The organism is Pseudomonas bharatica CSV86 (genome assembly GCF_000319305.2).
Lineage (GTDB): Bacteria > Pseudomonadota > Gammaproteobacteria > Pseudomonadales > Pseudomonadaceae > Aquipseudomonas > Aquipseudomonas bharatica.
This window is the reverse complement of the sequence record NZ_AMWJ02000002.1, coordinates 1-18,475: the sequence shown is the minus strand read 5'-3', so window position 1 is coordinate 18,475 and position 18,475 is coordinate 1. Positions and strand designations below refer to the sequence as shown.

At 60.2% G+C, this 18,475-nt stretch carries 16 protein-coding genes and 5 pseudogenes; 17 read left to right on the top strand and 4 right to left on the bottom strand.

Translation table 11 applies throughout. From position 1 onward, the window contains the following. Positions 1-57: 57 nt before the first annotated feature. A complete protein-coding gene (locus CSV86_RS13540) occupies positions 58-267 on the bottom strand; it encodes a response regulator transcription factor (RefSeq protein ID WP_009394215.1) in 210 nt (69 codons plus the stop codon). Positions 268-497: 230 nt separating this feature from the next. Between CSV86_RS13540 and CSV86_RS13535 the strand changes: the two genes are divergently transcribed. The 6 genes and pseudogenes from CSV86_RS13535 to CSV86_RS13515 all read left to right on the top strand — a co-directional run bounded on the left by CSV86_RS13535 (position 498) and on the right by CSV86_RS13515 (position 7,688). Then, positions 498-1,751: an HlyD family secretion protein gene (locus CSV86_RS13535; protein ID WP_051032662.1), complete on the top strand. Its 1,254-nt coding sequence runs from the start codon at positions 498-500 to the stop codon at positions 1,749-1,751. A 12-nt stretch (positions 1,752-1,763) separates the two neighbouring features. Then, positions 1,764-3,916: pseudogene (locus CSV86_RS13530) on the top strand (peptidase domain-containing ABC transporter). A 125-nt stretch (positions 3,917-4,041) separates the two neighbouring features. After that, complete coding sequence (locus tag CSV86_RS31970; RefSeq protein WP_240160507.1) at positions 4,042-4,602, top strand: TolC family protein; 561 nt, start codon at positions 4,042-4,044, stop codon at positions 4,600-4,602. Between the two features lie 86 nt (positions 4,603-4,688). Then, complete coding sequence (locus tag CSV86_RS31965; protein WP_240160506.1) at positions 4,689-5,327, top strand: TolC family protein; 639 nt, start codon at positions 4,689-4,691, stop codon at positions 5,325-5,327. A 73-nt stretch (positions 5,328-5,400) separates the two neighbouring features. Beyond that, positions 5,401-6,408 carry an SbmA/BacA-like family transporter gene (locus tag CSV86_RS13520; RefSeq protein WP_170394795.1) on the top strand — a complete coding sequence of 336 codons (1,008 nt, stop codon included), beginning with the start codon at positions 5,401-5,403 and terminating at the stop codon, positions 6,406-6,408. A gap of 143 nt (positions 6,409-6,551) precedes the next feature. Continuing rightward, a complete protein-coding gene (locus tag CSV86_RS13515) occupies positions 6,552-7,688 on the top strand; it encodes a cupin-like domain-containing protein (protein ID WP_009394210.1) in 1,137 nt (378 codons plus the stop codon). Between the two features lie 119 nt (positions 7,689-7,807). On the opposite strand, the gene CSV86_RS31960 is transcribed toward CSV86_RS13515, so the two are convergent. Both CSV86_RS31960 and CSV86_RS13505 read right to left on the bottom strand, forming a co-directional pair. Next, the gene (locus CSV86_RS31960) at positions 7,808-8,068 is read right to left on the bottom strand and encodes a JAB domain-containing protein (RefSeq protein ID WP_376699760.1); all 261 of its coding nucleotides are present in this window, start codon (positions 8,066-8,068) and stop codon (positions 7,808-7,810) included. A gap of 22 nt (positions 8,069-8,090) precedes the next feature. Then, positions 8,091-8,575, bottom strand: a pseudogene (locus CSV86_RS13505) (helix-turn-helix domain-containing protein); the annotation flags it as partial. Positions 8,576-9,290: 715 nt separating this feature from the next. On the opposite strand from CSV86_RS13505, the pseudogene CSV86_RS13500 reads away from it, so the two are divergent. The 10 genes and pseudogenes from CSV86_RS13500 to CSV86_RS32745 all read left to right on the top strand — a co-directional run bounded on the left by CSV86_RS13500 (position 9,291) and on the right by CSV86_RS32745 (position 17,788). After that, positions 9,291-10,984, top strand: a pseudogene (locus CSV86_RS13500) (ShlB/FhaC/HecB family hemolysin secretion/activation protein). Positions 10,985-11,229: 245 nt separating this feature from the next. Continuing rightward, a pseudogene (locus CSV86_RS33825) lies at positions 11,230-12,956 on the top strand (filamentous hemagglutinin N-terminal domain-containing protein); the annotation flags it as partial. Positions 12,957-13,312: 356 nt separating this feature from the next. Then, positions 13,313-14,242, top strand: coding sequence for a flagellin family protein (locus CSV86_RS33820; RefSeq protein WP_205346334.1), 930 nt, complete (start codon positions 13,313-13,315; stop codon positions 14,240-14,242). Beyond that, positions 14,221-14,880 carry a hypothetical protein gene (locus tag CSV86_RS13485; protein ID WP_205346333.1) on the top strand — a complete coding sequence of 220 codons (660 nt, stop codon included), beginning with the start codon at positions 14,221-14,223 and terminating at the stop codon, positions 14,878-14,880. Before CSV86_RS33820 ends, CSV86_RS13485 begins: the two co-directional genes overlap by 22 nt. Before the next feature lie 7 nt (positions 14,881-14,887). Beyond that, positions 14,888-15,652 (top strand): annotated as a pseudogene (locus CSV86_RS32750) (hypothetical protein); the annotation flags it as partial. 56 nt (positions 15,653-15,708) lie between these two features. Next, positions 15,709-16,395 (top strand): hypothetical protein, encoded by a 687-nt coding sequence (locus tag CSV86_RS13475; RefSeq protein ID WP_170394786.1) that lies wholly within the window; start codon positions 15,709-15,711, stop codon positions 16,393-16,395. After that, the gene (locus CSV86_RS13470) at positions 16,358-16,882 is read left to right on the top strand and encodes a hypothetical protein (protein WP_170394783.1); all 525 of its coding nucleotides are present in this window, start codon (positions 16,358-16,360) and stop codon (positions 16,880-16,882) included. Before CSV86_RS13475 ends, CSV86_RS13470 begins: the two co-directional genes overlap by 38 nt. A gap of 118 nt (positions 16,883-17,000) precedes the next feature. Next, positions 17,001-17,483, top strand: a complete 483-nt coding sequence (locus CSV86_RS13465) for a hypothetical protein (RefSeq protein ID WP_311985874.1) — start codon at positions 17,001-17,003, stop codon at positions 17,481-17,483. Positions 17,484-17,486: 3 nt separating this feature from the next. Beyond that, positions 17,487-17,672 (top strand): hypothetical protein, encoded by a 186-nt coding sequence (locus CSV86_RS33905; RefSeq protein WP_170395057.1) that lies wholly within the window; start codon positions 17,487-17,489, stop codon positions 17,670-17,672. Continuing rightward, positions 17,657-17,788 (top strand): hypothetical protein, encoded by a 132-nt coding sequence (locus tag CSV86_RS32745; protein ID WP_170394780.1) that lies wholly within the window; start codon positions 17,657-17,659, stop codon positions 17,786-17,788. Before CSV86_RS33905 ends, CSV86_RS32745 begins: the two co-directional genes overlap by 16 nt. A gap of 24 nt (positions 17,789-17,812) precedes the next feature. On the opposite strand, the gene CSV86_RS13450 is transcribed toward CSV86_RS32745, so the two are convergent. Beyond that, positions 17,813-18,244, bottom strand: a complete 432-nt coding sequence (locus tag CSV86_RS13450; protein WP_170394777.1) for a hypothetical protein — start codon at positions 18,242-18,244, stop codon at positions 17,813-17,815. A gap of 47 nt (positions 18,245-18,291) precedes the next feature. On the opposite strand from CSV86_RS13450, the gene CSV86_RS13445 reads away from it, so the two are divergent. Then, on the top strand, positions 18,292-18,475 hold a 184-nt coding region (locus tag CSV86_RS13445; protein ID WP_170394774.1), incomplete at its 3' end, for a hypothetical protein.

Below are 18,475 nucleotides of genomic sequence, written 5' to 3'. Positions count from 1 at the left end.
TCCCCTACATCTGTAGGGTGAATGGTGGCCATGAGACATGATATCGTTAGTGGGTATTTAGTCAGGGCGTCTTGTGAAGATTTCCTCGTGTTTAGCGGTTAACGTTGTGAGCGCTACCCTGTTTTTTACTTTCTTCTTTTTCAGCATTGAAGATACATGGTCCCTGACCGTGTGATCGCTGATATTTAGCTTTTGAGCGATTTCTTTGTTGGTTAGCCCGTGACTTAACCAGTGCATGACATGTGTTTCTCGTTCCGTGAACTTCATTGATAGCTCCATGCGATCTTCGATGTTGTACCCACCCCTAGCGTTGCAAGGGCCAAGGCGGTGCCTCGGGTTGCTAACGGAATGCATACGAATAGGCGGCCGTAAAATTTACTCCCTTTCCGTTGCTTCTCAGAGGAGAAGGAGTGCAGCAAAGGTAAGAGCCCCCATGACAAGAAATACCCGAGTAAATTTGTCGGATTAAGGATGGTGGCGTGACCAGCAAAATACCCTTGTTTAGGGCCGAAGCATTAGCATCTCGTCAGATTAGTTGGCTTGGGGAGATTGTCCTGACCAGACCTCTAACCTTCACCGTCATGACTATGATTGCGGTTGTATTCGCTTCACTAGTGATGCTTTTTTTTGCGTTCGGAACGTACACCAAGCGCAGCACGTTGCAAGGGCAGTTGGTGCCAGTCTCTGGTCAGATGAAAATTCATTCTCCTCAGTACGGAGTGGTGCTTAAGCGCTACGTTGAGGAAGGCCAAAAAGTTGATCGTAATGCTCGGCTTTTTCTTATTTCTAGCGAACGGTCAACTGATGCAGGTCTGGTACAGGCCAGTATTAGTGAAAAACTCACACAGCGCCGTAGCTCATTAATTGAAGAGCTGAATAAGCAGAAAAAGTTACAATTGGAAGAGCGGCAGAGCCTGCAAAGCAAATTAGATAGTTTAAGTAATGAGCTGGAGGCATTGGTACAGCAGTTGAGCAGTCAAAAGAAGCTCGTCGGTTTGGCTGATAATGCGGCTGACCGATATCAAGGATTGATGGACAAAGGCTACATCTCGATGGATCAACTTCAACAGCGCCAAGCGCAGTTACTGGGTGAGCGGCAGACATTGCAAGGATTGATGCGTGAGACAACCTCGCTCCGCCAGCAACGGGTTGAACGACAACACGAACTCTCTGGGCTACCGGCATTGCATGAGAATCAACTTGCCAGTATCCGCCGTGCTTTGTCATCCGTCGAACAGGAGCTTATCGAAAGTGAAGCGAAACGTTCGGTGTTCATCACCGCTCCTGATCAGGGCATTGCCACTTCTATTCTCGCTGAGGCAGGGCAGACCGTTGACAGTAGTCGCGCACTAATGAGCATTGTGCCCGCCGACTCCACACTGCAAGCGGAGCTCTACGCACCGAGCAAGACTATCGGCTTCATTCGCACGGGCGACGCAGTGATGCTCCGCTACCGGGCATATCCCTATCAGAAGTTTGGTCAGCATCAGGGGCAGGTCCGCTCGATATCCCGCACGACACTTTCAGCTGCTGATCTCGCCAATATGACAGGGAGCATCCCAGGGCTCGGGATCGATGGTGAACAGATATACCGCATCCGAGTAGATATCGAAAACCAGTCGGTGCGTGCCTACGGCGAATACCGGCCGCTACAGACGGGCATGCTGATTGAAGCGGATATTCTTCAGGAGACACGCCACCTTTACGAATGGGTGCTCGAACCTCTCTACACCCTGACTGGAAAGCTGTGAATGCAAGCGCCGATGAACTATCTCGACGCTTTAGCCCTGCGTCTGGGGCGACGGTTGCCACTGACCCTACAGACGGAGGCGACTGAATGTGGCTTGGCCTGTCTGGTGATGATCGCCAGCTACCACGGCCACCAGACCACACTTATGGAACTTCGCCGGCAGTTCAGCGTGTCGCTCAAGGGGACCACCCTCAAGCACCTGATTCATACCGCAGACCGGCTCAAGTTCGGCACACGTGCGGTCAGGGCAGAGCTGGATGAGTTGGGCAACCTGAGGTTGCCTTGCGTACTGCACTGGAACTTCAACCATTTCGTCGTATTAAAGGCCGTTGATGGCCAGCGGTTGACTTTACATGACCCGGCCCAAGGCGTTCGCCAACTGAGCCTGAGTGAAGCGAGCAAGGCGTTTACTGGTGTGGCCTTGGAAGTCTGGCCGGAAAATGATTTCCAGCAGCAACCCGCGCCAGCGCAGATCGGTGTGACACATATGTTGGGGCGTGTTACCGGTTTGTATCGGTCGCTGGGGCAGGTATTGCTTCTGGCCCTCGCGCTGGAAGTATTCTCGCTGGTCAGTCCCCTCTTGCTGCAGTGGACCGTTGACAACGTGCTGGTGACCAAGGATCACGATCTACTGATTACCTTGATGATCGGCTTCGGTTTGCTATTGCTGATGAAACAGTCGGTTAGCTTGGTCCGGGACTGGGTGACGATGCACATGAGTACCCTTCTGGGTGTGCAATGGCAAGCCAATGTGTTCAGTCACCTAGTGCGCCTTCCCATTCAATACTTCGAAAAACGCCATCTGGGGACGTGGTTTCGCGGTTCGGTGCAGTGGGTAAGATACAGCAGACCCTGACGGCAACCTTTTTCTCGACGGTACTTGATGGTCTGATGAGCCTGGCGACCCTGCTCTTGATGCTGGTTTATAGCCCCCTGCTGGCCCTGGTCGCGGTGGCTGCAATGCTTCTCTACATACTTGTCCGCTGGGCTTGGTACCAACCGTTACGACGGGCCAGCGAAGAGCAAATCATCCATGCTGCGCGGGTGGATAGTCACTTCCTGGAAACATTGCGCGGCATGCGCACACTTAAGTTGTTCCAGCGTCACAACGAGCGGCGTGCGACCTGGCTTGGTCTTCTAGTGATGCAGATCAACGCCGGATTGCGCACGCAAAAACTGCAGCTGTTATATACCCAGCTCAATAGTCTGATCTTCGGCCTGGAAAACCTGTTAGCCATAGGCTTCGGCGCGTCGCTGGTGATGGACAACCAGTTCAGTGTCGGTGTGCTGATGGCCTTCATGGCCTACAAGGGACAGTTTGTTGGCCGCGTGGCCAGCCTGGTAGATCACTTATTCGAGTTGCGCATGCTGCGCCTTCAGGGCGAGCGGTTAGCCGACATCGTTCTACATCCCCTGGAAGAAGCGCAGGACATCTCCGGTATATCTGCCTTGTCACCGGTTGCCCTTGATATCGATATTCAGGGCTTGAGATATCGTTACTCGGACCAGGAACCCTGGGTGCTGGATGGCCTAGACCTGTATATCACTCGAGGAGAGTCGATCGCGATCACCGGTAAATCGGGCTGCGGCAAGAGCACGCTTGTCAACCTGATGCTGGGAATATTGCACCCTGTTATGGGGCAGATACGTATAGCCGGGACCGAATTGCGCCACCTCGAAGTCGACACTTGGCGCAGCAGGATCGGCACGGTCCTCCAAGACGACTGCCTATTCACCGGTTCATTGATGGAAAACATTACCTTCTTCGAATCAAGTCCTGACCTGGACTGGGCGATGGAGTGTGCCCGCAAGGTCTCGATACATGAGGAAGTACTGGCGATGCCGATGGGCTACAACACTCTCGTGGGGGATATGGGAACGGTGTTGTCGGGCGGGCAGAAACAACGCCTGATGCTTGCTCGTGCCCTATATAAGCGCCCTGAGATCCTGATTCTCGATGAAGCGACAAGTCATTTGGATACAGGCTGTGAACAGCGAGTCAATCGAGCGATTCAAGACCTGAAGGTGACACGCATCATCATTGCTCACCGTGCAGAGACGATTGCGTCGGCGGATCGCGTTGTTCGCCTAGAGGCAGGGAGGGTCGTCCAAGAGACCAGAGTCGCGGTCGGCGCACGAACATCAAAGCAAGCGATTGCGCCATGAAGTGCGCAACCTTTGTCGTGAATGTTCTGGCTGTAGTCTGTATCTGGTCGAGCGGTGCGTCGGCGCTCGACGTATTCAGGGTGGAGCAAGGTGTTACATCCTCCCGGCTGCCGGATGGCCGAACCATGTCTGAGGCCTGCGGGGACAATCTGAATCACGCATCGTTGACTCTAGAAGTAGTGATTGAACAGGTACTCTGTCGTGACCCTTTGACACGACAAGCCTGGGCTGAGTCAAGAGTATTTGCAGCTCAGGTTGGAGTGGCTCAGGCCGCGTACTTACCAAGGATCGAAGCCAGCTCGGCGATTACCCATGGCCGCAATGATACTGCCTACGATCAGTTAGATGCTTATTCCACCGAAGGACGCCAACGCCGCCTCGAATACCGTTTGGGGCTGAGCTGGGTGTTGTTTGATTTCGGACGTAGGGAGGCGACTCTGCATAATGCTCGCCAGCTTCTGCTCGCTGCCAATGCCACTAGGGACAACCAATTGCAGGAGACATTCTTACTGGCGGCTAAGTTGTACTACGACACTTTGGCGGCACAGGACAGTCAGCGGGCTGCCCGACAAGTCTCTGCGTTGGCCGCTGAAAACCTCAAGGATGCTAGCGCCAAATACGAGGCCGGAGCCGCTGCGTTGTCAGATCGTCTTCAAGCCAGACGGCTTACACCCAGGCCAGGCTGAGCGAGCTCCGTGGCCTAGGGGCTGTGCGCTATGCGCAGGGCCAAATTGCGTTACGCATGGGGCTCCCGCCGGATACACCAATTGGTTTGACCGATACCCTGATCAAGTCCCCCGGAATCGCGTTTGTCAAAAGTATCGATGTATTGCTTCAGCAAGCCCACGAGGAGCATCCATCACTCATCGCTGCGAAAGCTCGGCTTGAGGCCGCTCAAGCGACGGTCAAGGAACAAGAGGCCGCGGGCCGTCCCAGTCTGTCGTTCATCGCCTCTGCCTCGGATGCCCAGACCCGCCAACCCATGGAATACAACGGAGACAGTCGTACTCGCGACCACTCTGTCGGCCTGCAAATCAGCATCCCGTTGTTTGAAGGTTTCGAGCGTACGTACCTGATCCGCGGCGCCCGGGCACGGGTGCAAGCCGGCGAAGCGGAACTGGCTGAAGTCGAGCAGCGCATCGCTCTGGAACTGTGGGCTAGCTACCAAGATTTGACCACTGAAACGCAGGCGCTTGAACGAACCGCCGAGTGGGTAGAGCAAGCGACCCAGGCGTTGGAGGTTGTACGAGGCCGTTATCGCTCGGGTGTCGGCAGCATGACCGAATTGCTCAATGCTTCTTCTGCCTATGCGAGCGCTGAACAGCAAAACATCACTGCCTTGAACAGTTGGTACCTAGCCCGATTGAGGCTGGCGGCAAGTCTGGGACGTTTAGGCTTCTGGACTCTGTGAAGCGCGCCGAAGAGCACGCCATTGAATTAAGAGATCGCTGTTCAAGAAAACCGAGATAAACCGTGAGGTCCTGATGAGTTCGAATAGTCTGCAGAGGGAGCAGGAAGCTCTTGGCAATCCATCGTTTTATCGCAAGACGTTCTACGTGCTTTCGTTATATTGGCGAGGAGAGGAAAAAGTATTTGCGTGGTGGTCGTTGTTCGTACTTTTTGTCCTTTCGCTGCTTGCCGTGGCTACCGCTCTGTCGATCAACGAATGGTACAAGCATTTCTACAACGCGATTCAGGAGCTTGACTCCCATAGGTTCTATATTCTGGTCGTGGTATTTCTCGCTATCATATTGTTCTCGGTAGTGCGTTCTGTGCTGATAACCTATTTGGTCGATGTTTTCGCCCTGAGATGGCGACGCTGGCTGACCAACCACTACCTTTCAGCATGGATTATCGAGTCCAACCGGCCCCACCATGTCGAACACTGTGTGGATAACCCGGATCAACGGATTGCAGAGGATATCAATAAATTCACCTTCGAGACTATAGATCTCGCCTGCGGCCTGCTCTACACATTGGTCAGCGTTATTTCATTCAGCATCGTGTTGATCGGTATCTCGGGCGATGCGCTGTTGTGGGGCGTTAGTATCCCAGCGTATATGTTCTGGGCCGCCATTTTGTATGCCCTTCTTGGCACCTACATCAGCCAGAAGATCGGATTCAAGCTGGTGTCTTTAAGCAACAATCAGCAGCGCTCTGAAGCCGACCTCCGCTATTTCCTGTTCCGCTTTCGTGACGGTTCCACCATGCAGGAAAACCACGCGGGCCGCAGCGGTGAAAAAGATCGCATAAGCGAAAAGCTCGATGTCAGCCTTGCCAACATGCGCCGGACCATCCGCGTCAAAATGCGCCTTTCACTCTTCACCGAGAGTTATAGCCAGCTCTCGCTGATCTTCAGCAGCCTGTTGGCGGTGCCGCGGTTTTTTCTCCGGCGCCATCATGTTCGGCGATGTCATGCAGATAAATTCGGCGTTCGGCAACCTGTGTGGAAACCTCAGTTGGTTCATCAATGCCTACCACCGCCTGGCTGACTGGAAGGCAACGACGGACCGCCTCATTTCATTCGATGGCGCGCTCGCAGTGTTGTCTCGAACTGAAGGGAATAATCTCGATTACCCGTCGCTATTTGCCAAGTAAGCAGATCCCATATTCCACCCGATACAGGCCTTTAAAAATGCCACTGCAATCTGCGCTGTCATCACTGTTTGCCAAAGCCCATACCGTGGGTGTCGCCGGGACATTCCAGTTCCTGTTCTCGGACCAAGAGCGATTCTGGGTCGATGCTCCGGCATCCAGCGTGCCGCAAGCGGGCCTGCACCCTCGCGCTGATGTCACGATTGGATTGGATAAGCAGATGTTCCTGGAGATCATGGAGGGGCGGGGTGATATAGAAAACCTCTTCGCCACAGGGAGGTTGAAGATCCATGGACAGATCGGCTTGGCGACATTGCTACCACAATTGATCAGCGCAAGGCTGCGACCATTATCCAGCGCCGCACCGGTGCGGATGAACCAGCGCTACCCCGCAGTCCCACGGGCAAGTGAGCACTTGTCGGCGCCGCTGCTGCTAAGCAGCATCCCACGACTGCCCGCGCATGAGGTGTGCCGGAAAAACTTCGACTCGTACAAGAATAAGGGCATACCACTAGTGCTCAGCGATGCGCTCGATGACTGGCCCTTGTTCAAGATGCCCAAGGCCGAGGCACTTGAACATTTGGCGCATGTTCAAGGAATCACACGCCATGGCGAATATGCCCGGAACGCGTTTTCGTCAGAGCGTGAGTTCAGAACCACTCCACTCCGGGATTTCGTTGCTACCATGGAGCGAAATCAGTTCGCCGGCGATGAACCGCCTGCCTATATGGGTAACAATCAGTTGCCACAACAATGGCTTAACCTGATTCGCCTACCGGATTACTTTGACCCTAAATTACATGTGGGTCCGCGTTTCTGGCTTGGGCCAAGAGGTACTCTGACACCACTTCACCGTGACGACACGGACAATCTGTTCGCCCAGGTCTGGGGAGAAAAGTCCATGTTGCTGGCAGCACCACATCACCGTCAGGCCTTGGGTAGTTGGGCAACCGCACCTCAAGGCGGGCTGGAGGGCTGCGACTTTGATCCAGATAATCCTGATTTTGAGAGATTTCCAAGCGCCAAAAATGTAGATTTCCTACAGGTAATTCTTCAGCCTGGTGACTTATTCTTTTTGCCCGAAGGTTGGTTTCATCGAGTTATGTCGCTTAGTACCTCCCTGTCTATTAATTTCTGGGTCAGATCTGTGCGGGCATGGAAGGATTGTGAGTTATGAATTGAGCGATAACTCACCTTAATTCAACTGTGTGCGCTTTCAATTCTCCTAAGTGCCCAAGCTGTAAGTGAAACTTTAAGTTAATTGATTCTCTAATTAAATATTGAGTCATCGTCGTTTCAGGTCGGAGAGTGCGATTTTCCAAGTGTTGCCAACCAGCGATTGATCCGCTGCAAATGCAGCGAATCAATCGATATCACTAAATTAGTCCTGCTTCTAAAACTCAAAAAGGCTCGCCACAGCCAATGGATGAGGTGATCCAAGACTCGCACTTCGATTCCAGAGAGTAGGTCATCAAGCTTATGAGTGAGCATCTTGTCTTTTGTGCTGGGTGTTACGTCACCGGAAGGATGGTTATGGGCGAAATCATGGCTGCACAATTTAGCTCTAAAGCCCTTTGGACACAATGTCGTGGACCTTGTCGACGAACAGCGGATCGGTCGAAAGCTTGAAGTCTTTTCCAAGTGGGGCTTGAGGCCGAAGGCATGTTATATCCGCATGACGCTAGCTAGAGAAATCCCGGTTGCCTGACTCATCGAGCGAGTGCTCCAGTGACTGGCATCTTCGGGTTTGGATTGCAGCGCCTGATTGACCATGGCGTGTACTTGTTCATCGGCAATGCTGCGAGGCCGGCCTGAACGATGCTTGTCATTTGAACCATCAAGTCGCAGCCGACTGAATCGCACTCGCCAACGCGAGACCGTGTGTACGCCGATGCCGAGTCTGCGGGCGATCGAGGTACCCGACTCTCCACCTGCGCACGCCAAGATGATTTCGGCCCGAATGCGCGATTCAGCAGGGCCTTTACTCTGTCGGGAGCGACGAAGCAGTTCGAGGTTTTCTTCGTCGCTCAGCTCAATCGGGGCAGCAGGTCGGCCGGTTTTCATATCGTTGCTCCACGGCATTTCTGATGCTGAAAGCCTAGACCAAAATATGAGTGTTACTTGCGAAACACCACACTAGGCTATCCAATAATCAGCGCCTGAAAATCGGGCTTTTCGGCGTCCCCAAGACGCTCATGAGCAACTGTTTCGGAGTTTCCCTAAGTTCCCGTCTGGTGAAGACAGAGCTGATAGGTTCTCGTCTGCAGAAACAGTTGAGCTCAGATAAAGCGCTGTTCGGTACCCTCTTTATGGTCAAGACCACTTTTTCCGATATCAGGGGCTGTCGGGCGCCTGGCGAGCATGGGGCTGTTCAGGAGTGAGTGTCTCGGTTGCGATTTTTCAGTTCAAGCCCAGCCTCTCAGTGGTGGATAACGGTGCCAACGTGTCCCAAAGTACGATTGTTGGCTATGTTGCCATGCTGCCCGAATGAGTACACAATTGAGACTATTCCCCACGTGGGAATTCAAAGAAAGCTAAATTTTTCAGTCATCTAGGCGCCGGATGCGAGTCTCGTTTCCCGCTCCAAATATGGCGCTTCAGAGTGATTTATTGGTCGCTCTGGAGTGAAAGAAAAAGGCCCTTCGGGGCCTTTTTCGTTGCATCGGATTTTCCCAAGGCGAATAAACCGACTCATGCCCAAGGCTTGACGCCATTTTTCCCGCTTACTAATATCGCCCGGCCAATGATGGCATAGTGATACTGGCAAGGATTCTGGCTCATGCATTTCCACCACCTCGCGATGAGGTTGTGCCTTCTGGCCCTGAGCCTGGGCGCCACTCTACCGTCCCTTGCCGCCACCCCGGGCGACCAGGACCTGATCCGCGATCGACAGGACCGCCTGCTTCAGGAGCAGCAACGCCGCCTGGAGGAGCTGCGCGATCTGCCAGGCCAGTCCGCCACGCCGCCGGCTGCCCCAGCCGCCCCCGATAGCCGCTGCTTTCCCATCGACACCATCGAGATCAAGGGCGCCGACCAGTTGTCCCCGGCCGACCGCGAGGGCCTGGTCAAGCCGTGGCTCGGCCAGTGCCTCGGCGTCGAGCAGCTTAACGCCTTGCTCAAAGCCATTACCGATCATTACCTGGCCCGCGGCCTGGTCACCAGCCGTGCCTACCTGCCGCAACAGGACCTGAGCAGCCGCCATCTGGAAATCCAGGTGGTCGAAGGCCGCCTCGAAGGACTGGATGGCAACGGCGTGTCGCCCCGCGAACTGGCGATGACCTTTCCGGGGCGGGTGGGCGAACTGCTCAATCTGCGCGATATCGAGCAGATGGTCGACCAGCTCAATCGCCTGCCGTCCAACCAGGCCAAGATGGAACTGGTGCCCGGCAGCAACGTCGGTGGCAGCAGGGTGCAGGTTGGCAATACACCGAAAAAAACCTGGCGCGCCAGCGTCTCGCGCAACAACGACGGCCAGCTCGCCACCGGCGAACAGCAGTGGGGCTACGGCCTGGAATGGGACAGCCCGTTGGGGCTGGCCGATCAGCTCATGCTGCGCGGCGGCCATGATGCCGTGAGCGATCACCAGCGTACGTCCCACAGTGAAATGCTCTTCTACAACCTGCCCTGGGGCTGGTGGAACTTCAGCTACTCGTACAGCCAGAGCGCCTACCGCTCCCGGCCGAGGCCAACAACTTCACCTTCAAGCAGACCGGCGATACGCAAAACCACCAGTTGCGCGCCGAACGGGTGATCCACCGCGACAGCCTGTCGAAAACCTCGCTCAACAGCGGCATCGCCTACCTGCGCTCGAACAACTACATCGAAGACAGCCGCCTGGACAACAGCAGCAACCGCCTCAGCGAAGCCCAGTTCGGCATCAACCATGGCCGGCGTATCGGTAATGCTTTTGTCAACCTCGACCTCGGCATGCAGCAGGGCATCGGTGCCTTCGACGCCCAGGCCGATCGCCAGGACCAGCCCGGCGACCCCGATGCCCGCTACCGCAAGTACAGCCTTACCCTCAGCTACCTGCAGCCGTTCAGCCTGTGGGGCGAGAACTTCAGTTTCAGCAGCCTGGCCACCGGACAGCGCAGCGAAGACCCGCTGTACAGCCCTCAGCGCCTGAGCCTGGGCGGCCTGTCGTCGGTGCGTGGCTACAAGGACCAGTCCCTCACCGGCGACAGCGGCGGTTACTGGCGCAACGACCTGCGCTGGACCCGCCCGGTCACGCTCGACTGGCTGCAGCCGGTGCTCGGTGAGTACGGCCTGAGCCTCGGCTACGACCAGGGCGTGATCCGCGGCGACCGCTACAACGGCGACCAGCATGGACGTGTTTCCAGCAACGCCATCGAATTCTTCGCCCGCGGCCAGCACCTGGCCGCCAGCGTGACCTTTGCCCATTCCCTGGAGCGCCCGGATGTGATCACCGAGCGCGAAATGCCCGTTTATTTCCGCGTGGAGCTGCTCTTGTAAGCATAGGTATCTAACACACCCCAATCAGGTACAACCCAGCCCCCTGTGGGAGCGGCTGTTAGCCGCGATTGGGCGCGAAGCGGCCATAAAACCTGTGCCTTCGGAGTGTCAGGCAGACCTGGGACTCAGGTTTTACGACGGCTTCGCGCCCAATCGCGGCTAACAGCCGCTCCCACAAGGTGCCTGGTTGAGAGGTGTAGATAGCCGTGCTAGTGAGCCCGCCAAGCCCGAACCGAGACCACGACATGGACGTCCGTCAATTCGCTTTCCTGGCCCGCCTGCCTTCGGCGACCGTGCAACCGCGCGAGTCGTTCTGCGGCATTCCGAAGCGGGCGCTGGCGTTTCTGCTGGCCAACGTCATGTTCTGGCAGCCGGTCTGGGCACAGGCGGATGGCATTGCGGTCAGCGCGGCGGGCACGGGCCTGGCCCAGGCCGGCAACGGCGTGCCCATCGTCAATATCGCCGCGCCCAATGCCAACGGTCTGTCCCATAACCAGTTCAAGGACTACAACGTCGATGCCAAGGGGCTGATCCTCAACAACGCCATGGATCGCACCCAGGCCACCCAGCTCGGCGGCATCATCGTCGGCAACCCGAATTTCAGCGGTCGCGCCGCCGATATCATCCTCAACGAGGTGAATGGCGGCAGCCCCAGCCAGTTGCGCGGCTACACGAGGTGGCGGGCAAGTCCGCCCATGTCATCGTCGCCAACCCCCACGGCATCACCTGCGACGGCTGCGGCTTCATCAACACCCGCGCGCCACCCTCAGCACCGCAAGCCGGTGATCGAAAACGGCCAGTTGAGCCGCTATCAGGTGGACCAGGGCAACGTCGCCATCCAGGGCGCCGGGCTCAACGCGAGCAACGTCGACCAGTTCGAGATCATCACCCGCGCCACCCAGATCAATGCGCAACTCCAGGCCAGGAAGCTGGATATCGTCGCCGGGCGCAACGACGTCGATGCGCGCACCCTCGCCGCGACAGCCCGCGCCGCGATGGCAGCCAGGCGCCGGAACTGGCGATCGACTCCTCCGCGCTGGGCGGCATGTACGTCGACACCATCCGCCTGGTCGGTACCGAAGCCGGGGTCGGGGTGAAGCTGGCCGGCGACATGATGGCTGGCGGGGATATCCAGATCGATGCCAACGGCAAGCTCGGCATGGGCCGGGTCTACGCCGGCAAGGACCTGGCCGTCAGCGCCAAGGGCGATGTGACCGGCACCAGCCTGGCCGCGCGCGACCGCCTGAGCATCGACAGCGGCGCGCAGCTGATCAACCAGGGCGTGATCGAAGCCGGGGTGAATGCGGACAACAGCCGCAATGCCCAGGGTGACCTGCGTATCAGCGCGCAGGGCATCGACAACAGCGGCCGGACGCTGGTGGCCAGCCGTGACCTCACGATCACCACCGCAGCGCTGGCCAACCAGGGCGGTACCGTTAGCGCCGGTGGCAATGCCCAGGTCGATGCCAGCCAACTGGACAACCAGAATCGTGGGCGGGTCCTGGCCGGGGCCAATCTCTCCAGCACCAGCCAGGCCCTGCTCAACAGTCAGGGCGGGTTGCTGAGCAGTGGCGCTGCGTTGAACCTGAATAGCGGCAGCCTGATCAACCGCAAGGGCGAGCTCGCCGGGGCAGGGCAGGTCACATTGCGCGTGGCGAGCCTGGATAACGTCGCGGGGCTGGTCAGTGCCGGCCAGGGGCTCGGCCTGTATGTCGCTGCTCGGCTGGACAACAGCGGCGGCGGCCAGGTCAGCAGCCGCCAGCAGATGATCGCCAGCCTCGGCAGCCTCGACCAGCAAAGCGGTGGTCGCCTGCGCAGCGACGCCGGCCTGAGCCTTGACCTGCACCATGGCCTGCTGGACAACCGCAGCGGCGTGATCAATGCCGCCGGCCAGTTGACCCTGGACAACCTCGCCACGGTCGACAACCGTCAGGGCGAGATCTCCAGCCAACGTGCCTTCACGCTCGCCGCCACCGGCCTCGACAACGGCGCGGGCAAGCTGCTCAGCGACCAGGCCCTGACCTTGCGCATCGCCGGAGCCCTGAACAACGCCGCCGGGCTGGTCGCGGCCCAAGGGCTGCAGATCGATGCCGCCAGCCTGTTCAACGGCCAGCAGGCACCCTGTCCAGCCGCGGCACCCTGGCCGCGCGTATCGGCGCTGCGCTGGACAACCACGACGGCAACCTCAGCGCCCAGGGCAATATCCAGCTCGCCGTGGGCAGCCTGGACAACAGTGCCGGCCGCCTGCATGGCCAGTCGGGCATCAGCCTCGACCTCAACCGTGGCCACTGGAACAACCAGGGCGGCCTGTTCACCGCCCCGGGCCAGGTGCAACTGTTCAATCTCGCCAGCGTTGCCAACCAGGCCGGCGAGATCTCCAGCAGCCTGGGCTTCCAGTTGCGCGGCGACAGCCTGGACAACCGGGGCGGCACGCTGCGCAGCGACGCCAGCCTCGACCTGGTGCTGGGCGGCGGCCTGGACAACCGCGGCGGCCTGCTGAGCAGCGCCTCGACCCTGAAGGTCAAGGCTGGTGACCTGGACAACCGCAGCAGCGGGCGCCTGCTCGGTCGCGAGCTGGACGCCAGTGTCGGCGGGCTGCTGCAATCGGCCGGCAGCCAGCTGTACGCCAAGGATGTACTGAGCCTGGACCTGAACAACGGCCATCTGGATAACCAGGCCGGCCTGATCAGTACTCCCGGCCAACTGCTGTTGCGCAACCTGGCCAGCGTGGACAACCGTGCTGGCGAGATCTCCGGCAGCCGCGCCTTCGAGTTCGCCGCCGGCAGCCTCGACAACCGTGGCGGCAAGCTGCTTGGCGACCAGTTGCTGACCCTGCGCATCGCCCAGGCCCTGGACAATGCCGCTGGCCTGGTCTCGGCCGCACGGCTCGACGGTCGCAGTGGCAGCCTGAACAACGCCGGCGGCAAGCTGAGCGTCGGCAGCGACCTGGTGTTCAGCACCGCAGGCTTGCTGGACAACCGCAGCGGCGAGCTGCTGGCCCGCGACCTGGTGCTCGATGCCGCCAGCCTGGAAAACACCGCGGGCAGCGTGCGCGCCGAGCGCAACCTGAGCCTCGATCTGAACAACGGCTACCTGAACAACCAGGGCGGCCGAATCAATGCGCCCGTCAATTGCTGTTTAACAACCTCGGCAGCCTCGACAACCGCAACGCCGAGATCTCCAGCAAGCAGGCGTTCGCGCTCGTCGCAACGACTCTCGACAACGGCAGCGGCAAGGTGCTCAGCGAGCAGGGCCTGACCCTGCACATCGCCGGTCTGCTGGACAACCGCCAGGGCCTGCTGTCGGCGCCGGAACTGGCAATCCAGGCCGGCACGCTGTCCAACCTGTCCGGCAGCCTGGTCGCCGGCAATGGCCTGACCCTGCAAACCGATGGCCTGTTCGACAACCGTGACGGCAAGTTCCTCGCCGGTAGCGGCCGGCTCAGCGTCGGTGAGCTGGACAACCGCCAGGGGCTGCTGCAAGCCGAGCGCGACCTGACCCTCGCCAGCCGCAACGGGCTGGACAACACGGGTGGGCGCCTCGACAGCCAGGCGACCCTGACCCTCGACCTGGGCGCCGGTCTGCTCAACCAGCGTGGCCTGGTGTCGGCGGCGCGCATCGATGCCCGCACCGGCAGCCTGGTCAACGCCAGCGGCAGGCTCGAAGCGCAGAACACGCTGCTGCTGGACACCGCCGGCCTGCTCGACAACGGCAACGGCGAGCTGCTGGCCCGCGACCTGCTACTCAAGGCTGCCGCGCTGAACAACCAGAACGGCATCCTGCGCGCCGAGCGCAGCCTGGATCTGCAAGCCGGGCAGGTGAGCAACGGTGCAGGCGGGCGCATCAGCGCCGGCGAGCAACTGACCGCCAGTCACCGGCCTGGACCAGCAGGGTGACGGCCAGTTGCTCAGCCAGGGTCGCCTGACCCTCGACCTGAACAACGGGCACCTGAACAACCAGGGCGGGCGGATCAACGCACCCGGGCAGTTGCTGTTCAACAACCTGGGCACGGTCGATAACCGCAATGCCGAGATCTCCAGCAACCTGGCCTTCCTGCTGGCGGCGGGCGCACTCGACAACACCAGCGGCAAACTGCTCAGCGAGCAGGGCCTGACCCTGCGTATCGCCCGCCTGCTGGATAACGCCAAGGGCCTGGTCTCCGCGCCCGTGCTGGATATCCAGGCGGGGCGGCTGCTCAACCAGGGTGGTAGCCTGAGTGCCGGCAGCGAACTGGCCCTTGCGGTCGATGAGGCGCTGGATAACCGCGACGGCAAGCTGCTCGCCGACAACGCCGTGATCCGCCTCGGCAGCCTGGACAACCGCCAGGGCCTGCTGCAGGCCGATAGCCGCCTGGCGCTGGTCAGCCGCGCAGCCCTGGACAATCGCCAGGGCACCCTGTTCGCCGGGCGGCAGCACCTGGATGCAGGCGCCGCCAGCCTGGACAATACCTCGGGGCGCCTGAGCAGCCTGGGCAGCGTCACCCTCGACCTGAACAACGGCAGCCTGAACAACCAGGACGGCCTGATCAACGCCCCGGGCCAGTTGCTGCTGCGCAACTTCGGCGAAGTCGGCAACCAGCGCGGCGAGATCTCCAGCAAGCTGGCCTTCGAGCTGGCTGCGACCGGGCTCGACAACATCAACGGCAAGCTGCTCAGCGAGCAGGAGCTGACCCTGCGCATCGCCGCGCGCTGCTCAACGGCCAGGGCCGGATCGGCGCGGCAGGCGTGGACCTGCGCGCCGCCAGCCTGGACAACCGCGAAGGCCTGGTCGAGGCCCACAACGGCCTGGCCTTGGCTGTCGCCGGCGTGCTGGGCAACCAGCAGGGCAAGCTGCTCGGTGCGCAGACTTCGGTCACCAGCCAGGCGCTGGACAACAGCAACGGCTTGATCCAGGGCGATAGCAGCCTGGTGTTGCAGCAGACTGCCGAATTGCTCAACGCTGACGGCCAACTGCTCGCCGGCCAGCATCTGAACTCACCGCCGGCAGCCTGGACAACACCACGGCAGCCTGACCAGCGATGGCCGGCTCGACGTCCAGGTAAGCGGACAGGCGATCAACCAGCACGGTCTGCTGGCGGCCAAGGGCGACGCCAATCTGATCCTCGGCAGCCTCGACAATCGCGAAGCCGACGCATCGCCAGCCAGGCCAACCTGTCGCTCCGCAGCGGCAACCTGGATAACCGTGGCGGCGTCCTGGCTGCAGACAGGGGGCTCAACCTGCGGGCCGGGCAGGTGAACAATGGCGACGGCGGGCGCATCAGCAGCAGCGGTCAACTGACGGCCAGCGCCAGCGGTCTTGACCAGCAGAACGACGGCCAGCTGTTCAGCCAGGGCGGTGTCAGCCTTGACCTCAACGGTGGCCTGCTGGACAACCGTGGCGGGCGGATCAACGCCCCGGCCAGTTGCTGTTGAACAACCTCGCAGCGTCGACAACCGTGGCGGCGAGATTTCCAGTCAACTGGCCTTCCTGCTGGCCGCCGCTGCCCTGGACAACGGCAGCGGCAAGCTGCTCAGCGAGCAAGGCCTGACCCTGCGCATCGCCCGCTGCTGGACAACACCCGGGGCTGGTCTCGCGCCCCGCCTCGATATCCGCGCCGGCAGCCTGGTCAACCCGTCCGGCAGCCTGAGCAGTTCCGGCGCGATCGACCTGTTGGTAGACGGCGCCCTGGACAACCAGGGCGGCAAGCTGCTGGCCGACAGCGCGGCGATCCGCGTCGGTTCGCTGGACAACCGCCTGGGCCTGGTGCAAAGCGATACCCGCCTGGCTATCACCAGTGTGGGCGGCGTGGACAACGCCAGGGCACCCTGTTCGCCCGGCAGGGCGTCGAGCTCGGCGCCGCCAGCCTGGACAACGCTGGCGGCCGCCTCTATGGCCTGGCCGATATCACCCTCGATCTGAACGGCGGCCATCTGCACAACCAGGGCGGCCTGATCAACGCACCGGGCCAGTTGCTTCTGAAAAACCTCGGCAGCGTGGTCAACCTCGGGGGCGAGATCTCCAGTGCCAAGCCTTCGAGCTGGCCGCGAACCGTTTCGACAACGGCGGCAAGCTGCTCAGCGAACAGTCCCTGACCCTGCGCATTGCCCAGGCATTGGACAACACCAAGGGCATGATCAAGGCCGCTGCCCTGGATGTCCGTGCCGGCAGCCTGGTCAACCGGCAGGGACCGTTGAAGCGGCAACGGCCTGACCTTGCTGGTGGACAGCAGCCTGGACAACAGCAAGGCGAAATCCTCGGTACCAGCACAGGGGTGACCAGCGCCACGTTGAACAATGGCGCCGGCCTGATCCAGGGCGACAAGCGCCTGACCCTCGACCTGTCCGGCGCCGGCAGCAATGCCGGCGGCCGTCTGCTGGCCGGCGAAGCCCTGGGCCTGACCGCCGCCAGCTTCGACAACAGCCTTGGCCGGGTTGCCAGCGACGGCACCCTGGAGATTGCCGTTGCGGGCAATTGCTCAACCGCGACGGCCTGCTGGGTTCGGTCGGCACCTTGCAACTGAGCGCTGCCAGCCTCGACACCAGCTCGACGGCCTGGTCTCCAGCCGCAGCAACCTGACCCTCGACGCGACCGCATCGACAACCGCGGCGGCAGCCTGATCGCCAGCGGGCAACTGCGGGTACGCGGCAGCGAACTGGACAACCGCCAGGCGGCCTGCTCAATTCCGGCGGCGCCATGGCCCTGGACGTGACCGGCGTGGACAACCGCGCCGGGGAAATCGCCAGCGTCTCCACCCTCACTGTCAACGCAGCCGCCTGGACAACAGCGGCGGCGGTCGCCTTGTCGCCAACGCTGCCCTGCAACTGACCCTGGCGCGCCTCGACACCAGAACTAGGGCATGGTCTCCGGGCAGCAGTCCGTCTCGATCACTGCGGCCAGGTCAACAACGGCACCCAGGGCAGCCTGTACGGCAAGACCGGCCTGTCGTTGCTGCTGCGTAGCAGCATGGCTTGCCGGGCAACTGGACAACACCCAGGGCGTGTTGCGCAGCGATGCCGGCCTCGGCCTTGACCTGATCAGCCTGGTCAACGACGGCGGCGTATCAGCAGTGCTTCGACCTTGCTGGTGACGGCAGGGCAGGGCATCAGCAACCAGGGCGGCCGCCTGACCAGCAGCGATCGCCTCGACCTGAGTGCCGCGTGGTGGACAACCGTGGCGCCGCATCGCCAGCGCCAGGGCCCTGACCGCCAGTGTCAGCGGCCTGGACCAGCGCAACGGCGGCGAGCTGTACAGCATCAGCGCCTGACCCTCGACCTCAACCACGGCGTACTGAACAACAGCGGTGCCTGATCAACGCACGGGGCAGCTGTTTGCTGCGCAACCTTGCCGCCGTGCACAACCGTGGCGGCGAGATCTCCAGCGAACAGGGCTTCGAGCTGAGTGCCGAAAGCCTCGACAACAGCGGTGGCGACCTGCTCAGCGACGCGGCGATCAGCCTGCTCGTGAAGCAGGCGCTGCTCAATATCGGCGGGCAGATCGCCGCCGACGGTCTCA

Coding starts and splice junctions, on each gene's coding strand:
- CSV86_RS32745 (WP_170394780.1), top strand. CDS start 17,657: ATGGCCCTGGACGTGACCGGCGTGGACAACCGCGCCGGGGAAATCGCC.
- CSV86_RS13540 (WP_009394215.1), bottom strand. CDS start 267: ATGAAGTTCACGGAACGAGAAACACATGTCATGCACTGGTTAAGTCAC.
- CSV86_RS31970 (WP_240160507.1), top strand. CDS start 4,042: ATGTCTGAGGCCTGCGGGGACAATCTGAATCACGCATCGTTGACTCTA.
- CSV86_RS13520 (WP_170394795.1), top strand. CDS start 5,401: ATGAGTTCGAATAGTCTGCAGAGGGAGCAGGAAGCTCTTGGCAATCCA.
- CSV86_RS13515 (WP_009394210.1), top strand. CDS start 6,552: ATGCCACTGCAATCTGCGCTGTCATCACTGTTTGCCAAAGCCCATACC.